The sequence below is a fragment of the Cognatishimia sp. MH4019 genome, assembly GCF_020177595.1.
Lineage (GTDB): Bacteria > Pseudomonadota > Alphaproteobacteria > Rhodobacterales > Rhodobacteraceae > JAHTBL01.
In genome coordinates this window covers 373,783-392,517 of sequence record NZ_JAHTBL010000001.1, presented here as the reverse complement: position 1 = coordinate 392,517, position 18,735 = coordinate 373,783, and the positions used below count along the sequence as shown (strand labels likewise).

The window sequence follows — 18,735 nt, the reverse complement described above, 5'->3', positions numbered from 1 at the left end:
CTCATGGCCAAAGGCAAGTCATCAAACATTTTCGTCTGGATCATTCTGGTCCTGCTGATCATCGGTCTGGCGGGCTTCGGAGCCACCAACCTCAGCGGAACAATCCGCACGGTGGGCAAGGTCGGCGAAGAACCGATCACGGTGAACAATTACGTCAATGAGGTTCAATCAGAACTGCGTGCCTTGCAGGCGCAGACCGGTCAGCCGATAACGTTCGAGCAGGCCGAGCAGTTTGGTTTGACCCAATCGGTTCTGTCGCGTCTGGTTAGCCAAGCCGCTGTCGATCACGAGGCCCGGATCATGGGTCTTTCGGTGGGCGACGCCGAAGTGCGCAATCAGCTGATGCAGATCCCGGCCTTTCAGGGCGTAAACGGTCAGTTCGACCGCGAAGCTTATGCATTCACGCTGGACCGTTCGGGCCTGAACGAGGCTGAGTTCGAGGAAAGCCTGCGTGATGACAGTGCGCGCACCTTGCTGCAGACCGGCATGGCGGGCGCCGTGCGGCTTCCGGCCTCCTACGGACGTGCGCTGGCCAATTTCTACGGTGAGCGACGCAGCTTTACTTGGGCTTTGTTGACCGAGGATGATCTGACCACTCCCGTGCCGACACCCACGCAAGCGGATATAGAAGGCATCTATGACGACAACCCCGATGCGTTCACGGCACCAGCGTCCAAGGCGATCACCTACACTCTGCTGACCCCAGACATGCTTCTCGATACGGTCGAGATCAGCGACGACGCCCTACGCGCGCTTTACGATGAGCGTCAGGCAGAGTTCAATCGCCCTGAGCGGCGCTTGGTCGAACGCTTGGTCTTTGGCAGCCAAGAGGATGCAGAGGCGGCGAAGGCGCGGCTTGACAGTGGCTCGATCAGTTTTTCAGAACTGGTGGCCGAGCGTGGCCTGACCCTCACCGATATTGATCTGAGCGACGTGGTCGAAGGCGCACTTGGTGACGCCTCGGACGCGGTTTTCGCGTTGGAGGAACCCGGCGTTGTCGGCCCCCTGCCCAGCGATCTGGGCCCTGCCTTGTTCCGGATGAACGCCATTTTGGCCGCGCAGGAAACCTCGTTTGAAGAGGCGCGCGACGATCTGGGCACGGAACTGGCGCTGGACCGCGCACGGCGCCTGATCGAAGTTCAGGCGCAAGAGATCGACGATATGCTTGCCGCCGGTGCGACATTGGAAGACGTGGCCAATGACACGGAAATGACGCTGAACCAGATGAATTTCAGCGACGAAAGCACAGAGGCGACAGCGGCCTATGAAGGGTTCCGCGCAGCAGCCGAGGCGGTGACAGCCGATGACTTCCCCGAAGTGATCCCGCTGGAAGATGGCGGCATTGTCGCCTTGCGTCTCGACGAGGTGATCCCGCCTACCCTGCAGCCCTTGGACGACGTGCGGGGCGAGGTGATCGCGCTGTGGCGCGAGCGGACCGTGAACCGCATGTTGCGCGAACAGGCCAATGAGATTGCCGAACGTCTGAGCGAGGTGGGCGATTTGGCCACCGAAGGGCTGACCGCCACGATAGAGACGGACATCACCCGGCAGGATTTCATCGAAGGGCTGCCGCGCCGCTTTATCGAGTCGGTGTTCGAGCTGGAGCTTGGCGAACGCTCGGTCATCAGCGCGGGTCCGCAGGTTTATCTGGTGCGTCTTGACCGCATCGCCCCGCCAGATCCCGAGGCAGAGGATGGAGATCTGTTGAGCCGTTCACTGGAGCGGCAGCTGGAAGATGGCATCGGACGCGATATTTTGGGTGCCTTTGCTGTGGACGTGCAGTCGCGTGCCGGGATCGAGATTGACCAGCGCGCGCTGGATGCCGTCAATGCCAGCTTCAGCGCTGGCCGCGGCGGAATGTAGAAGGTGCGCGCTCAGTGACACTGACCCCTGATTTTGCCGCGTTTGAGGCGGGCTATGCTGCGGGCAAACCGCAAGTGGTCTACACGCGGCTTGCTGCTGATCTGGACACGCCCGTGTCGCTGATGCTCAAGCTCGCAGGGGCCCGCAAGGACAGCTTCATGCTGGAAAGCGTCACGGGAGGCGAGGTGCGCGGGCGCTATTCGATTGTCGGGATGAAGCCCGATCTGATCTGGGCCTGCGATGGCAAGACCAGTCGGCTGAACCGCACCGCCAAGATCGACGCAGATGCGTTTGAAACGCTGGAAGGTCATCCGCTGGATACGCTTCGCGCGGTGATCGCGGAAAGCCGGATCGAGATGCCGGACGACTTGCCCGCCTCGGCGGCAGGGCTTTTTGGCTATCTGGGCTATGACATGATCCGCCTGGTAGAGCATTTGCCAAATGTGAACCCCGACCCGCTGGGTGTGCCGGATGCCATTTTGCTGCGCCCCACGGTCGTGGCCGTTCTGGACGGTGTGAAAGGCGAAGTGACGGTCGTCTCCCCTGCCTGGGTCACCGAAGGGCAATCGGCCAAAGCGGCGTATGCGCAAGCGGCAGAGCGTGTGATGGACGCCGTCCGCGAGATGGAGCGCCCGGTGCCGCTGGATCGCTCTTTGGGCGAGGCGCAAGACGATCCGGAGTCGGTGTCGAACTTCACGCGCGACGGCTATAAAGATGCCGTTGAGGCCGCCAAGGAGTACATTCGCGCGGGCGATATCTTTCAGGTGGTTCCCTCGCAGCGCTGGACGCAAAGCTACAAGCAGCCGCCCTTTGCGCTCTATCGGTCTTTGCGGCGCACGAACCCGTCGCCTTTCATGTTCTACTTCAATTTTGGCGGCTTTCAGGTGATCGGGGCAAGCCCCGAAATCCTGGTGCGCGTCTTTGGCAATGAGGTCACGATCCGCCCCATCGCCGGCACGCGCCCGCGCGGAGCGACGCCCGATGAGGATCGCGCACTGGAGGCCGACCTGATGGCAGATCAGAAAGAGCTGGCCGAGCACTTGATGCTGCTGGATCTGGGCCGGAATGACACGGCGAAAGTGTCCAAGATCGGGACTGTTCGCCCGACAGAGCAATTCATCGTCGAGCGATATAGCCACGTGATGCATATCGTTTCGAATGTTGTGGGCGAGTTGTCGGAGGATCAGGATGCTTTGTCCGCATTGCTGTCTGGCTTGCCCGCAGGCACGGTATCTGGCGCACCGAAGGTCCGCGCGATGGAGATTATTGACGAGCTGGAGCCCGAAAAGCGCGGCGTTTATGGCGGTGGTTGCGGGTATTTCGCAGCCAATGGCGACATGGATATGTGCATCGCCCTGCGCACCGCACTGGTGAAGGACGAAAAGCTCTATATTCAGGCAGGCGGCGGGGTTGTCTATGACAGCGATCCTGAGGCGGAGTATATGGAAACGGTCCATAAATCTCAGGCGATCCGCAAGGCAGCGGCCGGGGCGACGCGGTTTACGGGATCAAACAGCTAAAGACTGTTCGCGCGTTTCTGAGATTGAAAGCCGGTCATGCGATTGGCGGATTATGCAGTGGAAAGCTGTGGGCGCATTGGCTTTGCCAAAGCGCGGTAGCCGGGGGCTTTGCCCCCGGACCCCCAGGATATTTTGAAAAAGCGAAAGGGTGATGCGGCGCCGGTGGGATGCGATATCACTATATTTTCAGTCGCGAAGGGCTTTGATCAACTCGGCCTTCGTCATGTCCCAGCGGCCTTCGATATCAAGCTCGCCTGCGCGCGCGATCAGCTCGTCTTTTGTCCATTCTTCATAGGGGGGAGCCTTACCGCCTTTCTTTGATGGGGACATCTCGTCATTGGCTTGGGCATTGGCGATCGCGGCCGCTTTGGACTTGTCATAGCCTTTGTCGCGCAGTGCTTCGTAGGTGTCGTCGTCTTTGATGGATGAACCGTGGGATTTTGCCATTGCGGGCTCCTTGAACAAGAGCGTGTTCAACGCCTCGCCCTTCGTTTGGTTCCTTGGCTAGTCAGCCGTCAGCACGGCAGAGACCGGCACAAGCGCCACGCGCCCTGCCCGGTCGCTGAGCCCCCAGAGCAGAAGCGCCGAGATCGTGTCGGGCCGAATGCGGCCCATCATGATCACCTCTTCGCCTTGGGCGGCGCGGAAAGCCGCGTTGTCCAGAAAGCGGCGGATCACCGTGGGCGTCTGCCCTTCGCTGTCCATGTCGTCAAAGATGTTGGCCGCCGGAAAGCCTGTGCTGTCGGCCAGTTGTGCGGTAGAATTGAGGCCAGTGCTGGCTGTTACCAAACCGTGGCCAGATCGGCCCAGACGGTCGATGATCTGCTCGGTGCCTTGGCGGCCACCGGGCACGTCTTGGGCGATCAGCACGCCCGCAGCTTCCGGCACGGCCGAGAGCGACGCATCCAGCGCAACTTCAATATCACTGGGCGCAGCACCTTCGGGCAGATCGGCAAGAGCGAGCACTTCAAAGCCTTCGGCGCGGTACTTCGCCATCATTTGGGCGGCATCAGGGGCCGTAGCAGGCACCGCGAAAGTGATCGGATAGGGAAAAGAGCGCAACGCATCGGCCCCGATCGGGCTGGAGCCATCGTCAATCAGAAGGATCGACATGAGCGGACGGCTTTCGGGGTTGTCCCACGCGGCGGCGAAGCGCTCAAGCGGGGGGGCATCGGGATCGGCGGTGGGCGTCTCAGCCGCGTCAGCTGTGGCGGCGTCGTCAGTCGCAGACGCGTCGGGCGTGTCGGCGGTAATGGTCGGCAAGCGCCCGGTCTCAACATTCTCGGCGCGGTCGCTCAAGGTACCAACAGGCTGCCCGACAGAACTGCCCTGCTCCCCTTGCAACGCGATCCGCGGTGCCGGGGCGCCCTCTTGGGCTGTCGGGTCTTCGGCCATGTCGGACGCGTCTTCCGCGGGCTGCTCTGACGCGGCCTCGCTGCCAGCTTCCAGATCGGGCTGAGTGGTCTCAACGCTGTCTTGCTGTGGCGCGACGGGCGCTTGAGGAGCTTCAGAAATCACGACGGGCGCTGCATCCTCGGATGTCTCCCCTTCGGTCGGCTCTTCTGAAGACGTCTCCTGCTCAGTAGGGGTCTCAATCGGGGTCTCGGCCGGGGTTTCTGTGACGACCTCAGGCGCCTCTTCGCCATCGCTGACCTGAGGGGCCATGGCTTGCGGGCTGGGCAGGACCGGCTCTTCCCCCGTCACATCGCCGACGACGTCATCGACAACCTCGGGTGTGTCCGGCTCTGCCACCGTGCCACCTGTTTCGGGCAAGGCTGCGGGGCTGGTGTCGGCGACGGGCGCTTCCGGCTGATCGACGCCCATCGGCTCGGGCGCAGGGGCGGTTGCGGGCGGTTCAGCGCTTTTCGGTGGGACCTCTTGCTGAGTCGCAGGCTCTGTGGCCGTCGCCCGCTCTGTCGGACCTTCACCAACGATTGAGGCCACAGACAGGCCCAGCACCGACACCAGTCCGCCCCAGATGAAACCAAAGAATATCCCGCGTCCCAAGGCTGCCGCTCCTCGTCGTCCTCTCGCGAGCAAAGGTTCTTCCTTCGCCCGGCGACGCGGTCTGGCCTTGACCTTCCCGCGCTGCTTCCCGCATGTATACCGCGACCTTGACGGGGCTGCCCAGCCCCAAATCCCGAAAGCCGTGTGCGATGCTTCTGCTGATCGATAACTATGACAGTTTTACCTATAATCTTGTCCACTATCTGGGCGAGTTGGGGGCAGATGTGGTCGTCAAACGCAATGACGCGCTGGATGTGCAGGACGCGATGGGGATGCGGCCTGACGCCATTTTGCTGTCGCCGGGCCCGTGTGATCCATCGCAAGCGGGCATCTGTCTGGCCTTGACCGAGGCTGCCGCCGAAACGCGCACCCCACTGATGGGGGTATGTCTGGGGCATCAGACCATCGGGCAAGCCTTTGGCGGCCAAGTGGTACGTTGCCATGAGATTGTGCATGGCAAGATGGGCCAGATGCGCCACACCGGCACAGGGTTATTTGAAGGGCTGCCCAGCCCGTTTGACGCGACGCGTTATCACTCGCTTGTGGTGGATCGCGCGACCCTGCCCGACAGTCTTGAGATCACGGCAGAGTTGGAGGATGGCACAATCATGGGGTTGCAACACCGCGACCTGCCGATCCACGGCGTGCAGTTTCACCCCGAATCCATTGCCTCGGAACATGGGCATAAGCTGTTGAATAACTTCCTGAAAACCGTGAGCGAACCTGCATGAGCGACGCGTTGAAACCTCTGATCGGGGCGGCTGCAGACCGTCCCTTGAGCAAAGCCGAAGCCGAAGAGGCGTTCGCCATTCTCTTTGACGGGGCCGCCACGCCCAGCCAGATCGGCGGGTTGCTGATGGCGCTGCGCACACGCGGCGAAACCGTCGAGGAATACGCCGCAGCCGCTGCTGTGATGCGCGCGAAATGCACACCTGTTGAAGCACCAAGCGGCGCGATGGATATCGTTGGCACAGGAGGCGATGGTAAAGGCACTTTGAACATCTCCACTGCGACGGCGTTTGTCGTGGCGGGCGCTGGCGTCACGGTTGCCAAGCACGGTAACCGCAATCTCAGCTCGAAATCAGGCGCGGCTGACGCGCTGGGTCAAATGGGCATCGAGGTGATGGTCGGCGCAGATGTTGCCAGCCGCGCGATCAACGAGATCGGGATCGGCTTCATGATGGCGCCGATGCACCACCCCGCTATCGGCCATGTGATGCCGACCCGCGCGGAATTGGGAACACGCACGATCTTCAACATCCTCGGCCCTTTGACAAACCCCGCAGGCGTCAAACGCCAATTGACCGGTGCGTTCAGCCGCGATCTGATCCGCCCGATGGCCGAGACATTGGCGGCTTTGGGTGCCGAGAAAGCCTGGCTCGTCCATGGTGGCGACGGCACGGATGAGCTTTCAGTCGCGGGTGTCTCCTATGTGGCGGCCCTCGAAAATGGCACTGTGACCGAACGGGAAATACATCCAGAGGACGCCGGCTTGCCGGTGCATTCGTTCGAAGACCTTCTAGGTGGCTCGCCGGAAGAAAACGCCGTAGCGTTCCGCGCGCTGCTTGACGGCGAAAAATCCGCCTACCGGGATGCGGTTTTACTGAACGCGGCAGCCGCTTTGATGATCGCTGATAAGGTGAGCTCTTTGCCGCAAGGGGTTGAATTAGCGTCAAGTTCTATCGACAGCGGGATGGCGAAATCAAAAGTTGCGGCGCTGGCGAAACTCACATCGGAGGCGGCATGACCGAGACTATCCTCGATAAGATCAAAGCCTATAAGCTGGAAGAAGTTGCCGCGCGCAAGGCCGAAACGTCGCTGGAAGATGTGCAGAAACTGGCGGATGACGCCCCCGTTCCCCGTGGCTTTGCCCGAGCGTTGCAAGAAGCGTCACGCGAGGGATATGGGCTGATCGCCGAGATCAAGAAAGCCTCGCCGTCCAAAGGCTTGATCCGTGAGGATTTCGACCCCGAGGCGCTTGCAAAAGCCTATGAGGATGGCGGGGCGACCTGCTTGTCGGTGCTGACCGACATACCGTCCTTCCAAGGGGCCGATCGGTTTCTGACCGAGGCGCGTAGCGCAGTCGGTCTGCCCGCACTGCGCAAGGATTTCATGTACGATCCCTATCAGGTCGTCGAAGCCCGCGCGCTGCATGCCGATTGTATTTTGATCATCATGGCATCGGTGTCGGATGCTCAAGCTGCAGAGTTGGAAGACGCCGCCATGGCGCTCGATATGGATGTTTTGCTGGAAGTCCATGACGAGGCTGAGCTGGCCCGTGCAGCTCATTTGAAGTCACCCCTCATGGGGATAAATAATCGTAATCTCAAGACGTTCGAGACCTCTCTTGAAGTGACCAAGAGGTTGTCAAAACTCGTCCCCGCGGACCGCACGATTGTCTGCGAAAGCGGGCTGAACACGCCCGAAGAGCTGGCGGAGATGGCCATGTACGGTGCCCGGGTCTTTCTGATCGGCGAAAGCCTGATGCGGCAGGAGGATGTCGCAGCCGCCACGCGCGCCTTGATCTCGGAACCGCTGACCTCGGCTGGCGGGGGGATGTAGAATGGCGTTGACGCATTTTGACGGCAAGGGCGATGCACATATGGTCGATGTGTCCGAAAAAGAAGTTACATCGCGCACTGCAATCGCTGTCGGTCACATTAAGATGACCTCGGAAACCCTTGATATAATTACCAAAGGATCTGCAAAGAAGGGCGATGTTTTGGGCGTTGCGCGACTTGCCGGGATCATCGGCGCCAAGCGCACGGCTGACCTGATCCCGCTCTGTCATCCGCTGCCCGTGACCAAGGTCGCGGTGGAACTGACCCCTGATACGGACCTGCCCGGCATTCGCATCGAGGCGACCGTTAAAACCACCGGCCAGACAGGCGTCGAGATGGAGGCGCTCACGGCAGTCTCGACCGCCGCGCTGACAGTCTATGACATGGTTAAGGCCGTCCAAAAGGATATGGAAATCGGCGGCATCGCGTTGCAGTTCAAAGATGGCGGCAAATCGGGCCGCTATACAGCCCCATGATTTCGGTCGCCGAGGCGCGCGCGAAAACTCTGGCTTTGGTCGCGCCCAAAGGTGTTGAGATCGTCCCCCTGACTGAAGCGTCTGGCCGGGTTCTGGCAACAGATGCCGTCGCCAAACGGGCCCAACCCCCTTTCGCTGCCTCGGCGATGGATGGCTATGCGGTGCGCGCTGAAGATGCACAGCCGGGCGCCGTGCTGACTGTGATCGGCGAAGCCGCGGCGGGCCATGCGTTTGACGGTGTTGTCGCATCCGGCCAAGCCGCACGCATCTTTACCGGTGCACCGATACCAGAGGGCGCGACGCGCGTGGTGATCCAAGAAGACGTCACCGCAAACGGAACTTCAATTACGCTCTCTAATAGACTGGAAAAAAATCACTTTATCCGCGCTGCGGGTGGCGATTTTGCTGTCGGTGACACTCTGTCCGCCCCACGTGTTCTTAGCCCGGCAGACTTGGCCTTGCTGGCATCCATGAACCTCGCAGAGGTGCCTGTCACTTGCAAACCAAGCGTCGCGATCATTGCAACAGGGGACGAACTGGTCATGCCGGGCGATGCGCCGGCAGACGATCAGATCATTGCATCAAACTGCTTCGGGCTGCATGCCATGATCACCGCTGCGGGGGGTCTGCCCCGGCTGCTTCCAATCGCGCGGGATACTGAAAGCTCCCTGCGGATGGCGTTTGAGATGGCACAAGGTTGCGATCTGATCGTGACTATCGGGGGCGCATCTGTCGGCGATCACGATCTTGTTGGCCAAGTCGCAGCGGAACTTGGTTTGGAGCGTGCTTTCTACAAGATTGCCATGCGACCCGGAAAGCCACTGATGGCGGGTCACTTGGGTGGTGTGGCAATGCTCGGCCTTCCGGGAAATCCTGTTTCAGCAATGGTTTGCGGGCAGTTATTCATGTTGCCAATGATCCGCAAGATGCTTGGTTTGCCAACGCCTGATCCAGTTCTGAAACATGCCAAACTGACCGCTCCGCTCAGCCAGAATGGATCGCGCGAACACTATATGCGCGCTCGATTGACCGCTGATGGTATTGCAGCTTTTGACCGGCAGGACAGCTCTTTACTGACTGTCTTAGCCGATGCCAATGCCCTCATCGTACGCCCGATAGATGATCCTGCGCGCGCTATCGGTGAGGATGTCTCGTATCTTCCGCTCTAAAACGGAACATATTGACACAAAACAAGAACATCTCTAGAACAAAACAGATAGGGTGCGGTCATCCGCGCCGTCCACTTGGACCGGAGGCGAGCAGATGTTGACGAAGAAGCAATTGGAATTGCTGCAATTTATCAATAGGCGCGTGCAGCGCGACGGGGTTCCCCCTTCTTTTGACGAAATGAAGGAAGCGCTGGACCTGCGGTCGAAATCAGGGATCCACCGTTTAATTACCGCTCTGGAAGAGCGCGGCTTCATCCGCCGTCTGGCGCATCGCGCCCGCGCGATTGAAATCGTGAAGCTGCCTGACGCGATGGGTGAGCCTGCCGGATTTACGCCTCGCGTGATTGATGGCGATAGGCCCGATACGCCGCCACCTGCCCGCGCGATGGAGGTCTCTAACACCGCTGTAGAACTGCCCTTGATGGGCCGCATTGCTGCGGGTGTTCCGATTGAAGCCATCAACCAGGTCAGCCATTCCGTTGCTGTTCCCGGCACCATGCTCAGCGGTAAGGGCGATCACTATGCGCTTGAAGTCAAAGGCGATTCGATGATTGAGGCCGGGATCAATGACGGTGACGTCGTCGTCATTCGCGAGACCTCGACCGCGGATAATGGCGATATTGTCGTGGCATTGGTCGAGGATCATGAAGCAACGCTCAAGCGCTATCGCCGCAATGGCACTGCCATCGCGCTGGAGGCTGCGAACCCGGCCTATGAAACGCGCGTTTTTCGCGATGATCAGGTCAAAGTGCAGGGTCGTCTGGTTGGGCTGATCCGCACTTATTGATCCAGATTTGACGCAGTTTGTGCGGCGCGGGTTCTCCGCGCCGTTTTGCGTTTCGGGGTCCAGAGCCGGTCACCACTTTGCGCATAGGCTGTCACAACGCGGCCATCGGCATAAAGCGCGATGGAGCCGGTTTGACGCAATGCGACCGGATCCAGAATGCGGCAATCGCCATCCCGCGCGATAGGCTGATTGCTGACCAACCAGACGCCGCCAGTGCAATCGGGCAGACCTTCTGTTGCACGTTTCCCGGTGGCGTGATGAATGCGCTGGCCCGCCACATCGAACTGACGCAAGCGCTGTTCCCAAGCGGCGGAGCGCGCATAGGCGGTCTGCTGATCTGCGGGATCGCCATCATTTTCCAACCAGCTTCCAGCCACAAAACTTTCACCGCGCGCTTTGGAGACGCTGCGCCCCTCGGCAGTCATGACGCCCAACAACGCGCCGCTGTCAGAGATGAGCATGGTCGGACGGTCTGTAGCGGCCCACAGGATAGCCGCAACCAGCATCGGGACGACGCCAAGCACGCGGCCCCGACCGCGCCACAGGATCGTGAAAAGCGCGCCAAGCGCAATCAACGGGATGACAGAGGGCACAGGTGTCAGAATTTTGCCAACGGCACCCTCAAGCCCTGCCACCCAATCGGCGACAGTTAAAATCCAGCGCAGGCCGAGGCCCATGATCCAAAGACCAACCCCGCTCAATCCAAGCGGCCAAAGGATCGCGGCGAGCACGGCGGCGGGCATCACGACCGCCCCCATCATCGGCACGCTGAGGATATTGGCGAGCAAGCCGTAATGGGCAATCTGGTTAAAATGAGCGGCCGCGAACGGCGCAGTCGCCAACCCTGCCACGAAGGATGACAGCACCACCGCGCCGACCTTTTGCACTGGCTTTGGAATTTGGCGCCATGAGCGCCCTCGAAGCGCTCCGAAGACGGCGACCAGCGCGGTTGTCGCAGCGAAAGACATCTGAAATCCGGGTCCGATCAGCGCCTCGGGCGTCAGAACCAGAACGATTACAGCCGCCATAGCCACGGCGCGCAAGGTTAATGCGCGGCGGTTGAGCAAGATTGCGACGAACATGACCGAGACCATGATGAAGGCGCGCTCTGTCGCGACAGAGCCGCCGGAGAGTGCCAGATAGCCTGCGCCTGCAATCAGCGCGCCGATCGCTGCTATTTTCTTTGTGTTCCAGTGGTTTGCGGCATGGGCGTTCAGGGCCAGCCCGAAGCGCAACAGGGCAAAGACCACACCTGTGAGCAACCCCATATGAAGTCCGGAAATAGCCAACAGATGCGCCAGATTAGAGGCGCGCAAATTGGTTAATGTGTCTGCTTGGATACCAGAGCGGTCGCCCGAGACGATGGCAGCGGCCACGCCCCCCTCCGGGCCTCCCATGCGGTCCCGCACCTCTTGCGACAGGGCCATGCGCTGGCGGTAAATCCAAAGGTCCGCCTGCGCCCCGCCACCGGGCATTGCCAAAAGCGGAGTGCGCGCATAGCCAACCGCACCCAGACCCTTGAACCACGCCATACGCTGGAAGGTGAAGCCACCGGGTTCCACCGGGCCTTGGGGCGGCGACAGGTGCGCCGTGGCCGCCACGCGCATCCCAGGTTCAGGCACGATGACCGGGTCCGGCCAGTGGAGCGAGATGCGCACTTTCTCAGGTGTGCGCACAGGCGACATGCGCGCCAGCACCACACGGTCCAGCATAACGCGCACCTTGTCAGAGACAGAGCGGTCGATGGCGATGATCCGCCCCTCAACAGGGCCGTAGTAGCGGTAGCTCAGTACCGGGGCGGTGACTGAATGGGCGCGCAAGGCGGCCAGCAAGAGGCCCAAAGCGACCAAGGCAAGGGCCAGCGCGAAAACGCCCCAACTTTCACGCGAGCGCCAGTAGATCGACGCACCTGCCCCAACGGTCAGAGCCGCCGCAGTCAGCATCGCGCCACCGGGCTCAAACGGGATCGCGAAATAGCCACCGATGCCCAATGCCATTGCAACAGGCGCCCAGCAAAACAGATGCCCGCGCTGCGCTTCCAGCGCTGCTTTGATCCGTGCTGTAGCCAGAAAGCCCATGGGGAGGCTCATGCCTTGTGATCCCTTTCACCTGCCGTTAATCCCCCTTTAACCAAATCCGCCTTACCGAAAGGTTAACCATGTCCGCTTCCACCCCGCCTGTTGTGACCCGCTTTGCCCCCTCTCCGACCGGGTATCTGCATATTGGCGGCGCACGCACGGCGCTGTTCAATTGGCTTTATGCACGCGGACGCGGCGGGAAATTTTTGCTGCGCATTGAGGATACGGACCGCGCACGCTCGACCCCTGAGGCGACCGACGCGATCTTGCGCGGTATGGCTTGGCTCGGGTTGGATCATGATGGTGATGCGGTCAGCCAGTGGGGACGGCGGGACCGTCATGCAGAAGTGGCGCATCAGATGCTGGCCGAGGGCAATGCGTATAAGTGCTTCTCAACCCCCGAAGAGATTACGGCCTTTCGCGAAGCGGCCAAGGCTGATGGCAAGTCCACGCTCTTCCGCTCGCCATGGCGCGATGTGGATCCGTCCGAACACCCGGATGCGCCTTTCGTCGTGCGTCTGAAAGCGCCGCGCGAGGGGGCGACGGTGATTGAGGATGAAGTGCAAGGCACTGTGACGTGGCAGAACGATCAACTCGACGACATGGTGTTGCTGCGCTCGGACGGGTCACCGGTCTATATGCTTGCTGTAGTCGTGGACGACTACGATATGGGTGTCACCCATGTTATTCGCGGGGACGACCATCTGGCCAATGCCGCGCGTCAATCACTGATCTATAAAGCGATGGGTTGGCCCCTGCCCGTTTACGCTCATATCCCGCTAATCCACGGCCCCGACGGCAAGAAACTGTCCAAGCGTCATGGCGCGCTGGGGGTCGAGGAATATCAGGCCATGGGTTACTCTGCGGCGGGCATGCGCAACTATCTGGCGCGGCTGGGCTGGAGCCATGGGGATGACGAGTTCTTCACCGATGCGCAGGCCATCGAGTGGTTCGGCACGGACGGGATTGGTAAATCCGCCGCCCGGTTTGACTTCAAAAAGCTGGAGAATCTCAGCGGTCAGCATATCGCCGTTACCGATGATGCCGCGTTGCAGCAAGAAATCGCGTCTTATCTGGCCGCAAGTGGGCAACCTGCCCTTACGGAAACGCAGATGACGGGATTGGGAGATGCGATGTATTGCCTCAAGGAGCGCGCGCGGACATTTCCGGAACTTCTTGAAAAAGCTTACTTTGTTCTGGGATCACGCCCCTTTGAGCCCGATGAGAAGGCGGCGAAGCTGCTCGACGATGTATCCCGTGGTATACTGTCAGAATTGACGCCGCATCTGCAAAATGCTAGCTGGTCCCGAGACACGCTGGAGGAGGCTGTTGCTGCCGTCGCAGAGGCGCATGGCACCAAGCTGGGCAAGCTCGCGGGACCCCTGCGCGCAGCTCTGGCTGGACGCTCCGTCACCCCCAGCGTCTTCGATATGATGCTTGTGATCGGGCGGGACGAAACACTCGCGCGTCTCACGGACGCAAGCACCTGACATAAAGCGTTAACCAGTTCGGTCTAACCCCAGTCAGGCAGCACAACGCCGCGCGCGAGGCATCCGCCCCGCGCCATGAGATAGAGGGACAGATATGGCCGAAAGCACAAAAACCGCAACGCTCACGATTGACGGTCAATCCTATGATTTGCCGATTTATTCAGGCTCCGTTGGCCCCGATGTGATCGACATCCGCAAGCTTTATGGCGAGACGGGTTTGTTCACCTATGATCCGGGCTTCACATCGACGGCGGCTTGCGACAGCACCATCACCTATATTGACGGCGGCAAAGGGGAGTTGTTGCATCGCGGTTACCCGATTGATCAGCTGGCGGGCAAATCGCACTATCTCGAAGTGTGCTATCTGCTGCTTTATGGCGAACTGCCCTCCCCCGAGCAGTTGGAGGATTTTGAAAGCCGTGTGACCAATCACACGATGCTGCACGAGCAGATGATGAATTTCTTCCGTGGCTTCCGTCGCGATGCGCACCCGATGGCCGTCATGGTCGGCGTGGTTGGCGCTATGTCTGCGTTCTATCACGACAGCACCGACATCTCGGACCCGTGGCAGCGCGAAGTGGCTTCGATCCGGCTCATCGCGAAGATGCCGACGATTGCAGCAATGGCCTATAAATACACGATCGGTCAGCCCTTCGTTTATCCGCGCAATGACATCGACTATGCGTCCAACTTCCTGCGCATGTGCTTTGCGGTGCCGGCCGAGGATTATCAGGTCAATCCGATCCTGAGCCGTGCGATGGACCGCATCTTTACGCTGCATGCGGATCACGAGCAGAACGCATCAACCTCGACCGTGCGTCTGGCGTCCTCGTCCGGCGCGAACCCGTTTGCTTGTATCGCCGCCGGTGTTGCGTGCCTTTGGGGACCGGCCCATGGTGGTGCAAACCAGGCTTGCCTTGAGATGCTTCAGGAAATCGGCTCGGTTGACCGTATTCCGGAATATATCGCCCGCGCCAAAGACAAGGACGACCCGTTCCGCCTGATGGGCTTCGGCCACCGCGTCTACAAGAACTTTGATCCGCGCGCGAAGGTGATGAAACAGTCCGCCGACGAAGTGCTGGACCTGCTGGGGGTTGAGAATAATCCTGTTCTTCAAGTCGCCAAGGAACTGGAAGCGGCGGCGTTGGCCGATCCGTATTTCGCGGACAAGAAGCTGTTCCCGAATGTGGACTTCTATTCGGGGATCATCCTGGAAGCGATGGGCTTCCCCACTTCGATGTTCACGCCGATCTTTGCGCTAAGCCGCACAGTGGGCTGGATTTCGCAGTGGAAAGAGATGATCTCGGACCCGCAGATGAAAATCGGGCGCCCGCGTCAATTGTATCAAGGCGAGACCTTGCGCGACTATACCGATATCGAGAACCGGTGATTTAAAAGTGCGCTGACGCGCATGTCTTTTATTGATTGAAAAAGGGCACCCGGTGGGTGCCCTTTTTGCCTCCGGCGGAGGTATTTAAGGACAAAAGAACGTCAGCGGCCTTCGTAATTGGCCGGGCGTTTTTCCAGAAATGCCATAACGCCTTCCTGGAAGTCGCGGGTTTTGCCACAAGCGCCTTGCAGTTTGGCTTCAAGCGCAAGTTGATCATCGAGCGAGTTCTCAAAGGAGCCACGGATCGCAGTTTTGAGATGTTGGTAGGCAACGGTCGGCCCTTGGGCGAGCTTGGCCGCGCGGGCTTTCCAATGAGCCTCGAACGTCGCGTCGGGGATCGCCTCATAGATCATGCCCATTTGGCTGGCCTCGCTGGCGGTGATCTTATCGGCAAACAAGGCCGCGCCCATCGCTTTTGCCGCGCCCATCTGGCGGGGGAGCCAATAGGTGCCACCTGCGTCGGGGATCAGGCCGATGCGGGTGAAGGCTTGCAAGAAGAAGGCGCTTTCGGTTGCGATGACCACATCGGCGGCCAGTGCAAGGTTGGCCCCTGCCCCGGCAGCCGCACCGTTGACCGCACAGATCGTAGGGATGGGGCTGTCGAAGATCGCGCGCAGCATTGGGACGTATTCGTCGCGCAAGGTGCGCTCCAGATCAAGATTCGCCGCAGAGCCACTGTCGCCCAGATCCTGGCCGGAGCAGAAGGATGTGCCGCTGCCGGTCATCACCAAAACGCGGGACTCATCAGCGGCGGCTTTGACCGCATGGGTGATCTCGGCGCGCATTTGGCTGTTCAGCGCGTTCATCACGTCCGGACGGTTCAAGGTCAGAACCGCGATATCATCGCGGACAGTGTAGGTGATGGCGGTATAGTCCATGTCGGGCTCCTCATTTCTTGGAAGAACCATACGGACCAGTTCAGAACGCGAAAGCGAAACCGTGCGTCAGTCGTCGAGAATTTTCGAAAGGCGCGCGGCTTCTTCCTTGCTGAGCACGCCCGCTTGCTCTTTCGGCTGCGCGTCCCGGCGGCGGATATAGACACCGGCAACGCCCGCGCCGAGCAGCAGCATGGCGGGGCCGGCAAGCCAAAGAGCAAGGTTCGCACCGGTGGTTTGCGGGTTCAGCAGGACGTATTCACCGTAGCGATCCACAACGAAGTCCACGACTTCTGTATTGCTGTCGCCCGCCAAGAGGCGCTCGCGCACCAGCGCGCGCAGGTCTTGAGCGACCGTCGCGTTGCTTTCGTCGATGGACTCGTTCTGGCAGACCGGGCAGCGCAGCCCTTTGGAGATTTCGCGCGCGCGGTCTTCCAGGACTGGGTCCTGCAACAGCTCGCTTGGGTCCAGAGCCAAGACAGGTGTGGCCAGCAGCACCCAGATGAGCAACGCGCGGATCATTCGGCAGGCACGGCGTCAGGGGTGCGACGTGTCCGCCGTGCGCCAGCAGCGACGCGGAAGCGGCGATCGGTCAGGCTGAGCGCACCACCGAGCGACATGATGATACAGCCCGCCCAAATCCAGTTGGCCAGCGGCTTGATATAGGTGCGCACGGCCCAACCGCCGCTGCTTTGCGGATCGCCCAGCACGACATAGACATCGCGCAGGAAGCCATTGGCGATGCCGGCCTCCGTCGTGGGCATGGAGGCCACGGGATAGATGCGTTTTTCGGGTGTCACCTGACTGAACTGTTCGCCGTCACGGCCAAAGGCGACAAAGCCCATGGTCGAGATATAGTTCGGCCCCTGGACTTGCTGGACGTCTTGCAAGGTCACTTCGATATTGCCGACTGTATAGGTCTCTCCGATTTGCGCGACGCGGATGTCCTCGACCTCCCACGCCATCAGGCCTGCGATGCCGAGGCAGGTGATGCCGAAACCCGCATGGGCGACGGCCTTGCCCCAATCCGCGCGCGGCAGGTTCTTAAGGCGACGCAAGCGCGCTTCCCCTTTGCCCGAGCGGGTCCAGAGTTCAGCAATCGCGCCGAAGACGAGCCAAGCGCCAAGAAAGACGCCGACCGGGCCAAGGGCGGAGCGCCCCGTTTGCATCGCCCATGCCAGTGCGGCCAGCGCGAGGGCCACGAAGAAAACCGGCCAGAGGGCTTTCGCTTGCTTGCCCAGTTTGGCCCGCTTCCAAGGCAGCACCGAGCCCAGCGGTAAAATCGCGGCCAGCACGACCATGAACGGGGTAAACGCCATCTCGAAGAAAGGCGGGCCGACAGAGAGCGTTCGATCGAGGAACAGCTCGGCCACAAGAGGCCAGATCGTGCCGATGAAGACCACGAAACAGCCCACCGCCAGCAGCAGATTATTCATCACCAAAGCGCTTTCGCGAGAGACGAGGGAGAAGACGCCCTTCGCTTCCATCGTTCCTGCCCGGAAGGCATAAAGCGTCAGCGCACCGCCCATGAAAATGCCGAGGATCAGCAGGATCCAGACGCCTCGTTCCGGGTCATTGGCGAAAGCGTGAACGGATGTCAGCACGCCCGAGCGCACAATGAAAGTCCCGATCAGCGAGAAGCCAAACGCGAGGATCGCCAGAAGGATCGTCCAGCTTTTCAGCGCTTCACGTTTCTCAACCACGATAGCGGAATGCAGCAGGGCAGCGGCGATCAGCCAAGGCATAAACGATGCGTTCTCGACCGGGTCCCAGAACCAGAAGCCACCCCAGCCAAGCTCGTAATAGGCCCACCAGGATCCAAGGCCGATGCCGATGGTCAGGAAAAGCCACGCCGCCAGCGCCCATGGGCGCACCCAGCGGCCCCAGGCGGCATCTACGCGGCCTTCGATCAAGGCGGCGACGGCGAAGGAAAAGCTCATAGAGAGGCCGACATAGCCGAGATAGAGGAACGGCGGGTGGAAGGCCAAACCGGGATCTTGCAAGAGCGGGTTCAGGTCTTGCCCGTCAAAGGGTGGCACGGCGAGGCGCAAAAACGGGTTCGATGTGAAGATCATGAACGCAAAGAAGGCCACCGCGACCGACGATTGCACGGCAAGCACGCGAGCGCGCAATGTGGGGGGCAAATTGCCACCAAACCATGCGGCCATGGCGCCGAAAAGCGTCAGGATCACGACCCAAAGCAGCAGCGACCCTTCATGATTTCCCCAGACACCGGTGACTTTGTAAAGCATCGGTTTGTCAGTATGGGAGTTCAGAAAGACCAGCCTGAGCGAGAAATCCGAAACGACAAAGGCATAGGTCAAAGCGGCAAAGGCGAATGCCGTCAGCAGGAACTGCGCTGTCGCCGCAGGCTCTGCCACAGCCATCCAACTTCGCCAGCCCTTTTGGGCGCCGACCAAAGGAACGATCATCTGGACAATCGCAACCGCGAAAGCCAGGACGAGGGCGAAGTGACCAAGCTCTGTAATCATGACCTGAATTTAGAGCCCGCACGCGGC

At 60.5% G+C, this 18,735-nt stretch carries 16 protein-coding genes; 10 read left to right on the top strand and 6 right to left on the bottom strand.

What is annotated here, in order from left to right; all coding sequences use genetic code 11:
- Positions 1–3: 3 nt before the first annotated feature.
- Together KUW67_RS01895 and trpE are read left to right on the top strand one after the other, a co-directional pair.
- Positions 4–1,863 (top strand): peptidylprolyl isomerase, encoded by a 1,860-nt coding sequence (locus tag KUW67_RS01895; RefSeq protein WP_224823568.1) that lies wholly within the window; start codon positions 4–6, stop codon positions 1,861–1,863.
- A 14-nt stretch (positions 1,864–1,877) separates the two neighbouring features.
- Positions 1,878–3,383 carry an anthranilate synthase component I gene (gene trpE / locus KUW67_RS01890; RefSeq protein ID WP_224823567.1) on the top strand — a complete coding sequence of 502 codons (1,506 nt, stop codon included), beginning with the start codon at positions 1,878–1,880 and terminating at the stop codon, positions 3,381–3,383.
- 186 nt (positions 3,384–3,569) lie between these two features.
- Here trpE and KUW67_RS01885 read toward each other — a convergent pair whose 3' ends face one another.
- Together KUW67_RS01885 and KUW67_RS01880 are read right to left on the bottom strand one after the other, a co-directional pair.
- Complete coding sequence (locus KUW67_RS01885) at positions 3,570–3,830, bottom strand: Rho termination factor (protein ID WP_224823566.1); 261 nt, start codon at positions 3,828–3,830, stop codon at positions 3,570–3,572.
- 57 nt (positions 3,831–3,887) lie between these two features.
- A complete protein-coding gene (locus KUW67_RS01880) occupies positions 3,888–5,390 on the bottom strand; it encodes a divergent polysaccharide deacetylase family protein (RefSeq protein ID WP_224823565.1) in 1,503 nt (500 codons plus the stop codon).
- Between the two features lie 149 nt (positions 5,391–5,539).
- Here KUW67_RS01880 and KUW67_RS01875 point away from each other — a divergent pair, with 149 nt between their 5' ends.
- The 6 genes from KUW67_RS01875 to lexA all read left to right on the top strand — a co-directional run bounded on the left by KUW67_RS01875 (position 5,540) and on the right by lexA (position 10,383).
- Entirely contained in the window at positions 5,540–6,121 is a 582-nt protein-coding gene (locus KUW67_RS01875) for an aminodeoxychorismate/anthranilate synthase component II (RefSeq protein ID WP_224823564.1), read from the top strand.
- Positions 6,118–7,137: an anthranilate phosphoribosyltransferase gene (gene trpD / locus KUW67_RS01870; protein WP_224823563.1), complete on the top strand. Its 1,020-nt coding sequence runs from the start codon at positions 6,118–6,120 to the stop codon at positions 7,135–7,137. Before KUW67_RS01875 ends, trpD begins: the two co-directional genes overlap by 4 nt.
- Positions 7,134–7,952, top strand: a complete 819-nt coding sequence (trpC, locus tag KUW67_RS01865; protein ID WP_224823562.1) for an indole-3-glycerol phosphate synthase TrpC — start codon at positions 7,134–7,136, stop codon at positions 7,950–7,952. Before trpD ends, trpC begins: the two co-directional genes overlap by 4 nt.
- 1 nt (position 7,953) lies before the next feature.
- On the top strand, positions 7,954–8,427 hold the full coding sequence (moaC, locus tag KUW67_RS01860) for a cyclic pyranopterin monophosphate synthase MoaC (RefSeq protein ID WP_224823561.1): 474 nt from the start codon (positions 7,954–7,956) through the stop codon (positions 8,425–8,427).
- Complete coding sequence (glp, locus tag KUW67_RS01855) at positions 8,424–9,596, top strand: gephyrin-like molybdotransferase Glp (RefSeq protein ID WP_224823560.1); 1,173 nt, start codon at positions 8,424–8,426, stop codon at positions 9,594–9,596. The genes moaC and glp overlap by 4 nt, the downstream gene beginning before the upstream one ends.
- 94 nt (positions 9,597–9,690) lie before the next feature.
- Positions 9,691–10,383: a transcriptional repressor LexA gene (lexA, locus tag KUW67_RS01850; protein WP_224823559.1), complete on the top strand. Its 693-nt coding sequence runs from the start codon at positions 9,691–9,693 to the stop codon at positions 10,381–10,383.
- Here the strand turns inward: lexA and KUW67_RS01845 are convergent.
- A complete protein-coding gene (locus KUW67_RS01845; RefSeq protein ID WP_224823558.1) occupies positions 10,377–12,473 on the bottom strand; it encodes a ComEC/Rec2 family competence protein in 2,097 nt (698 codons plus the stop codon). The two genes, lexA and KUW67_RS01845, sit on opposite strands and share 7 nt — an antisense overlap.
- Positions 12,474–12,541: 68 nt before the next feature.
- Between KUW67_RS01845 and gltX the strand changes: the two genes are divergently transcribed.
- Both gltX and gltA read left to right on the top strand, forming a co-directional pair.
- Positions 12,542–13,951: a glutamate--tRNA ligase gene (gene gltX / locus KUW67_RS01840; protein WP_224823557.1), complete on the top strand. Its 1,410-nt coding sequence runs from the start codon at positions 12,542–12,544 to the stop codon at positions 13,949–13,951.
- A 94-nt stretch (positions 13,952–14,045) separates the two neighbouring features.
- Complete coding sequence (gene gltA / locus KUW67_RS01835; protein WP_224823556.1) at positions 14,046–15,341, top strand: citrate synthase; 1,296 nt, start codon at positions 14,046–14,048, stop codon at positions 15,339–15,341.
- 101 nt (positions 15,342–15,442) lie between these two features.
- On the opposite strand, the gene KUW67_RS01830 is transcribed toward gltA, so the two are convergent.
- From KUW67_RS01830 to KUW67_RS01820, 3 genes are all read right to left on the bottom strand, one after another.
- Positions 15,443–16,219, bottom strand: a complete 777-nt coding sequence (locus tag KUW67_RS01830; RefSeq protein WP_224823555.1) for an enoyl-CoA hydratase-related protein — start codon at positions 16,217–16,219, stop codon at positions 15,443–15,445.
- A 66-nt stretch (positions 16,220–16,285) separates the two neighbouring features.
- A complete protein-coding gene (locus KUW67_RS01825) occupies positions 16,286–16,738 on the bottom strand; it encodes a cytochrome c-type biogenesis protein (protein WP_224823554.1) in 453 nt (150 codons plus the stop codon).
- Complete coding sequence (locus tag KUW67_RS01820) at positions 16,735–18,708, bottom strand: heme lyase CcmF/NrfE family subunit (protein WP_224823553.1); 1,974 nt, start codon at positions 18,706–18,708, stop codon at positions 16,735–16,737. Before KUW67_RS01820 ends, KUW67_RS01825 begins: the two co-directional genes overlap by 4 nt.
- Positions 18,709–18,735: the final 27 nt, after the last annotated feature.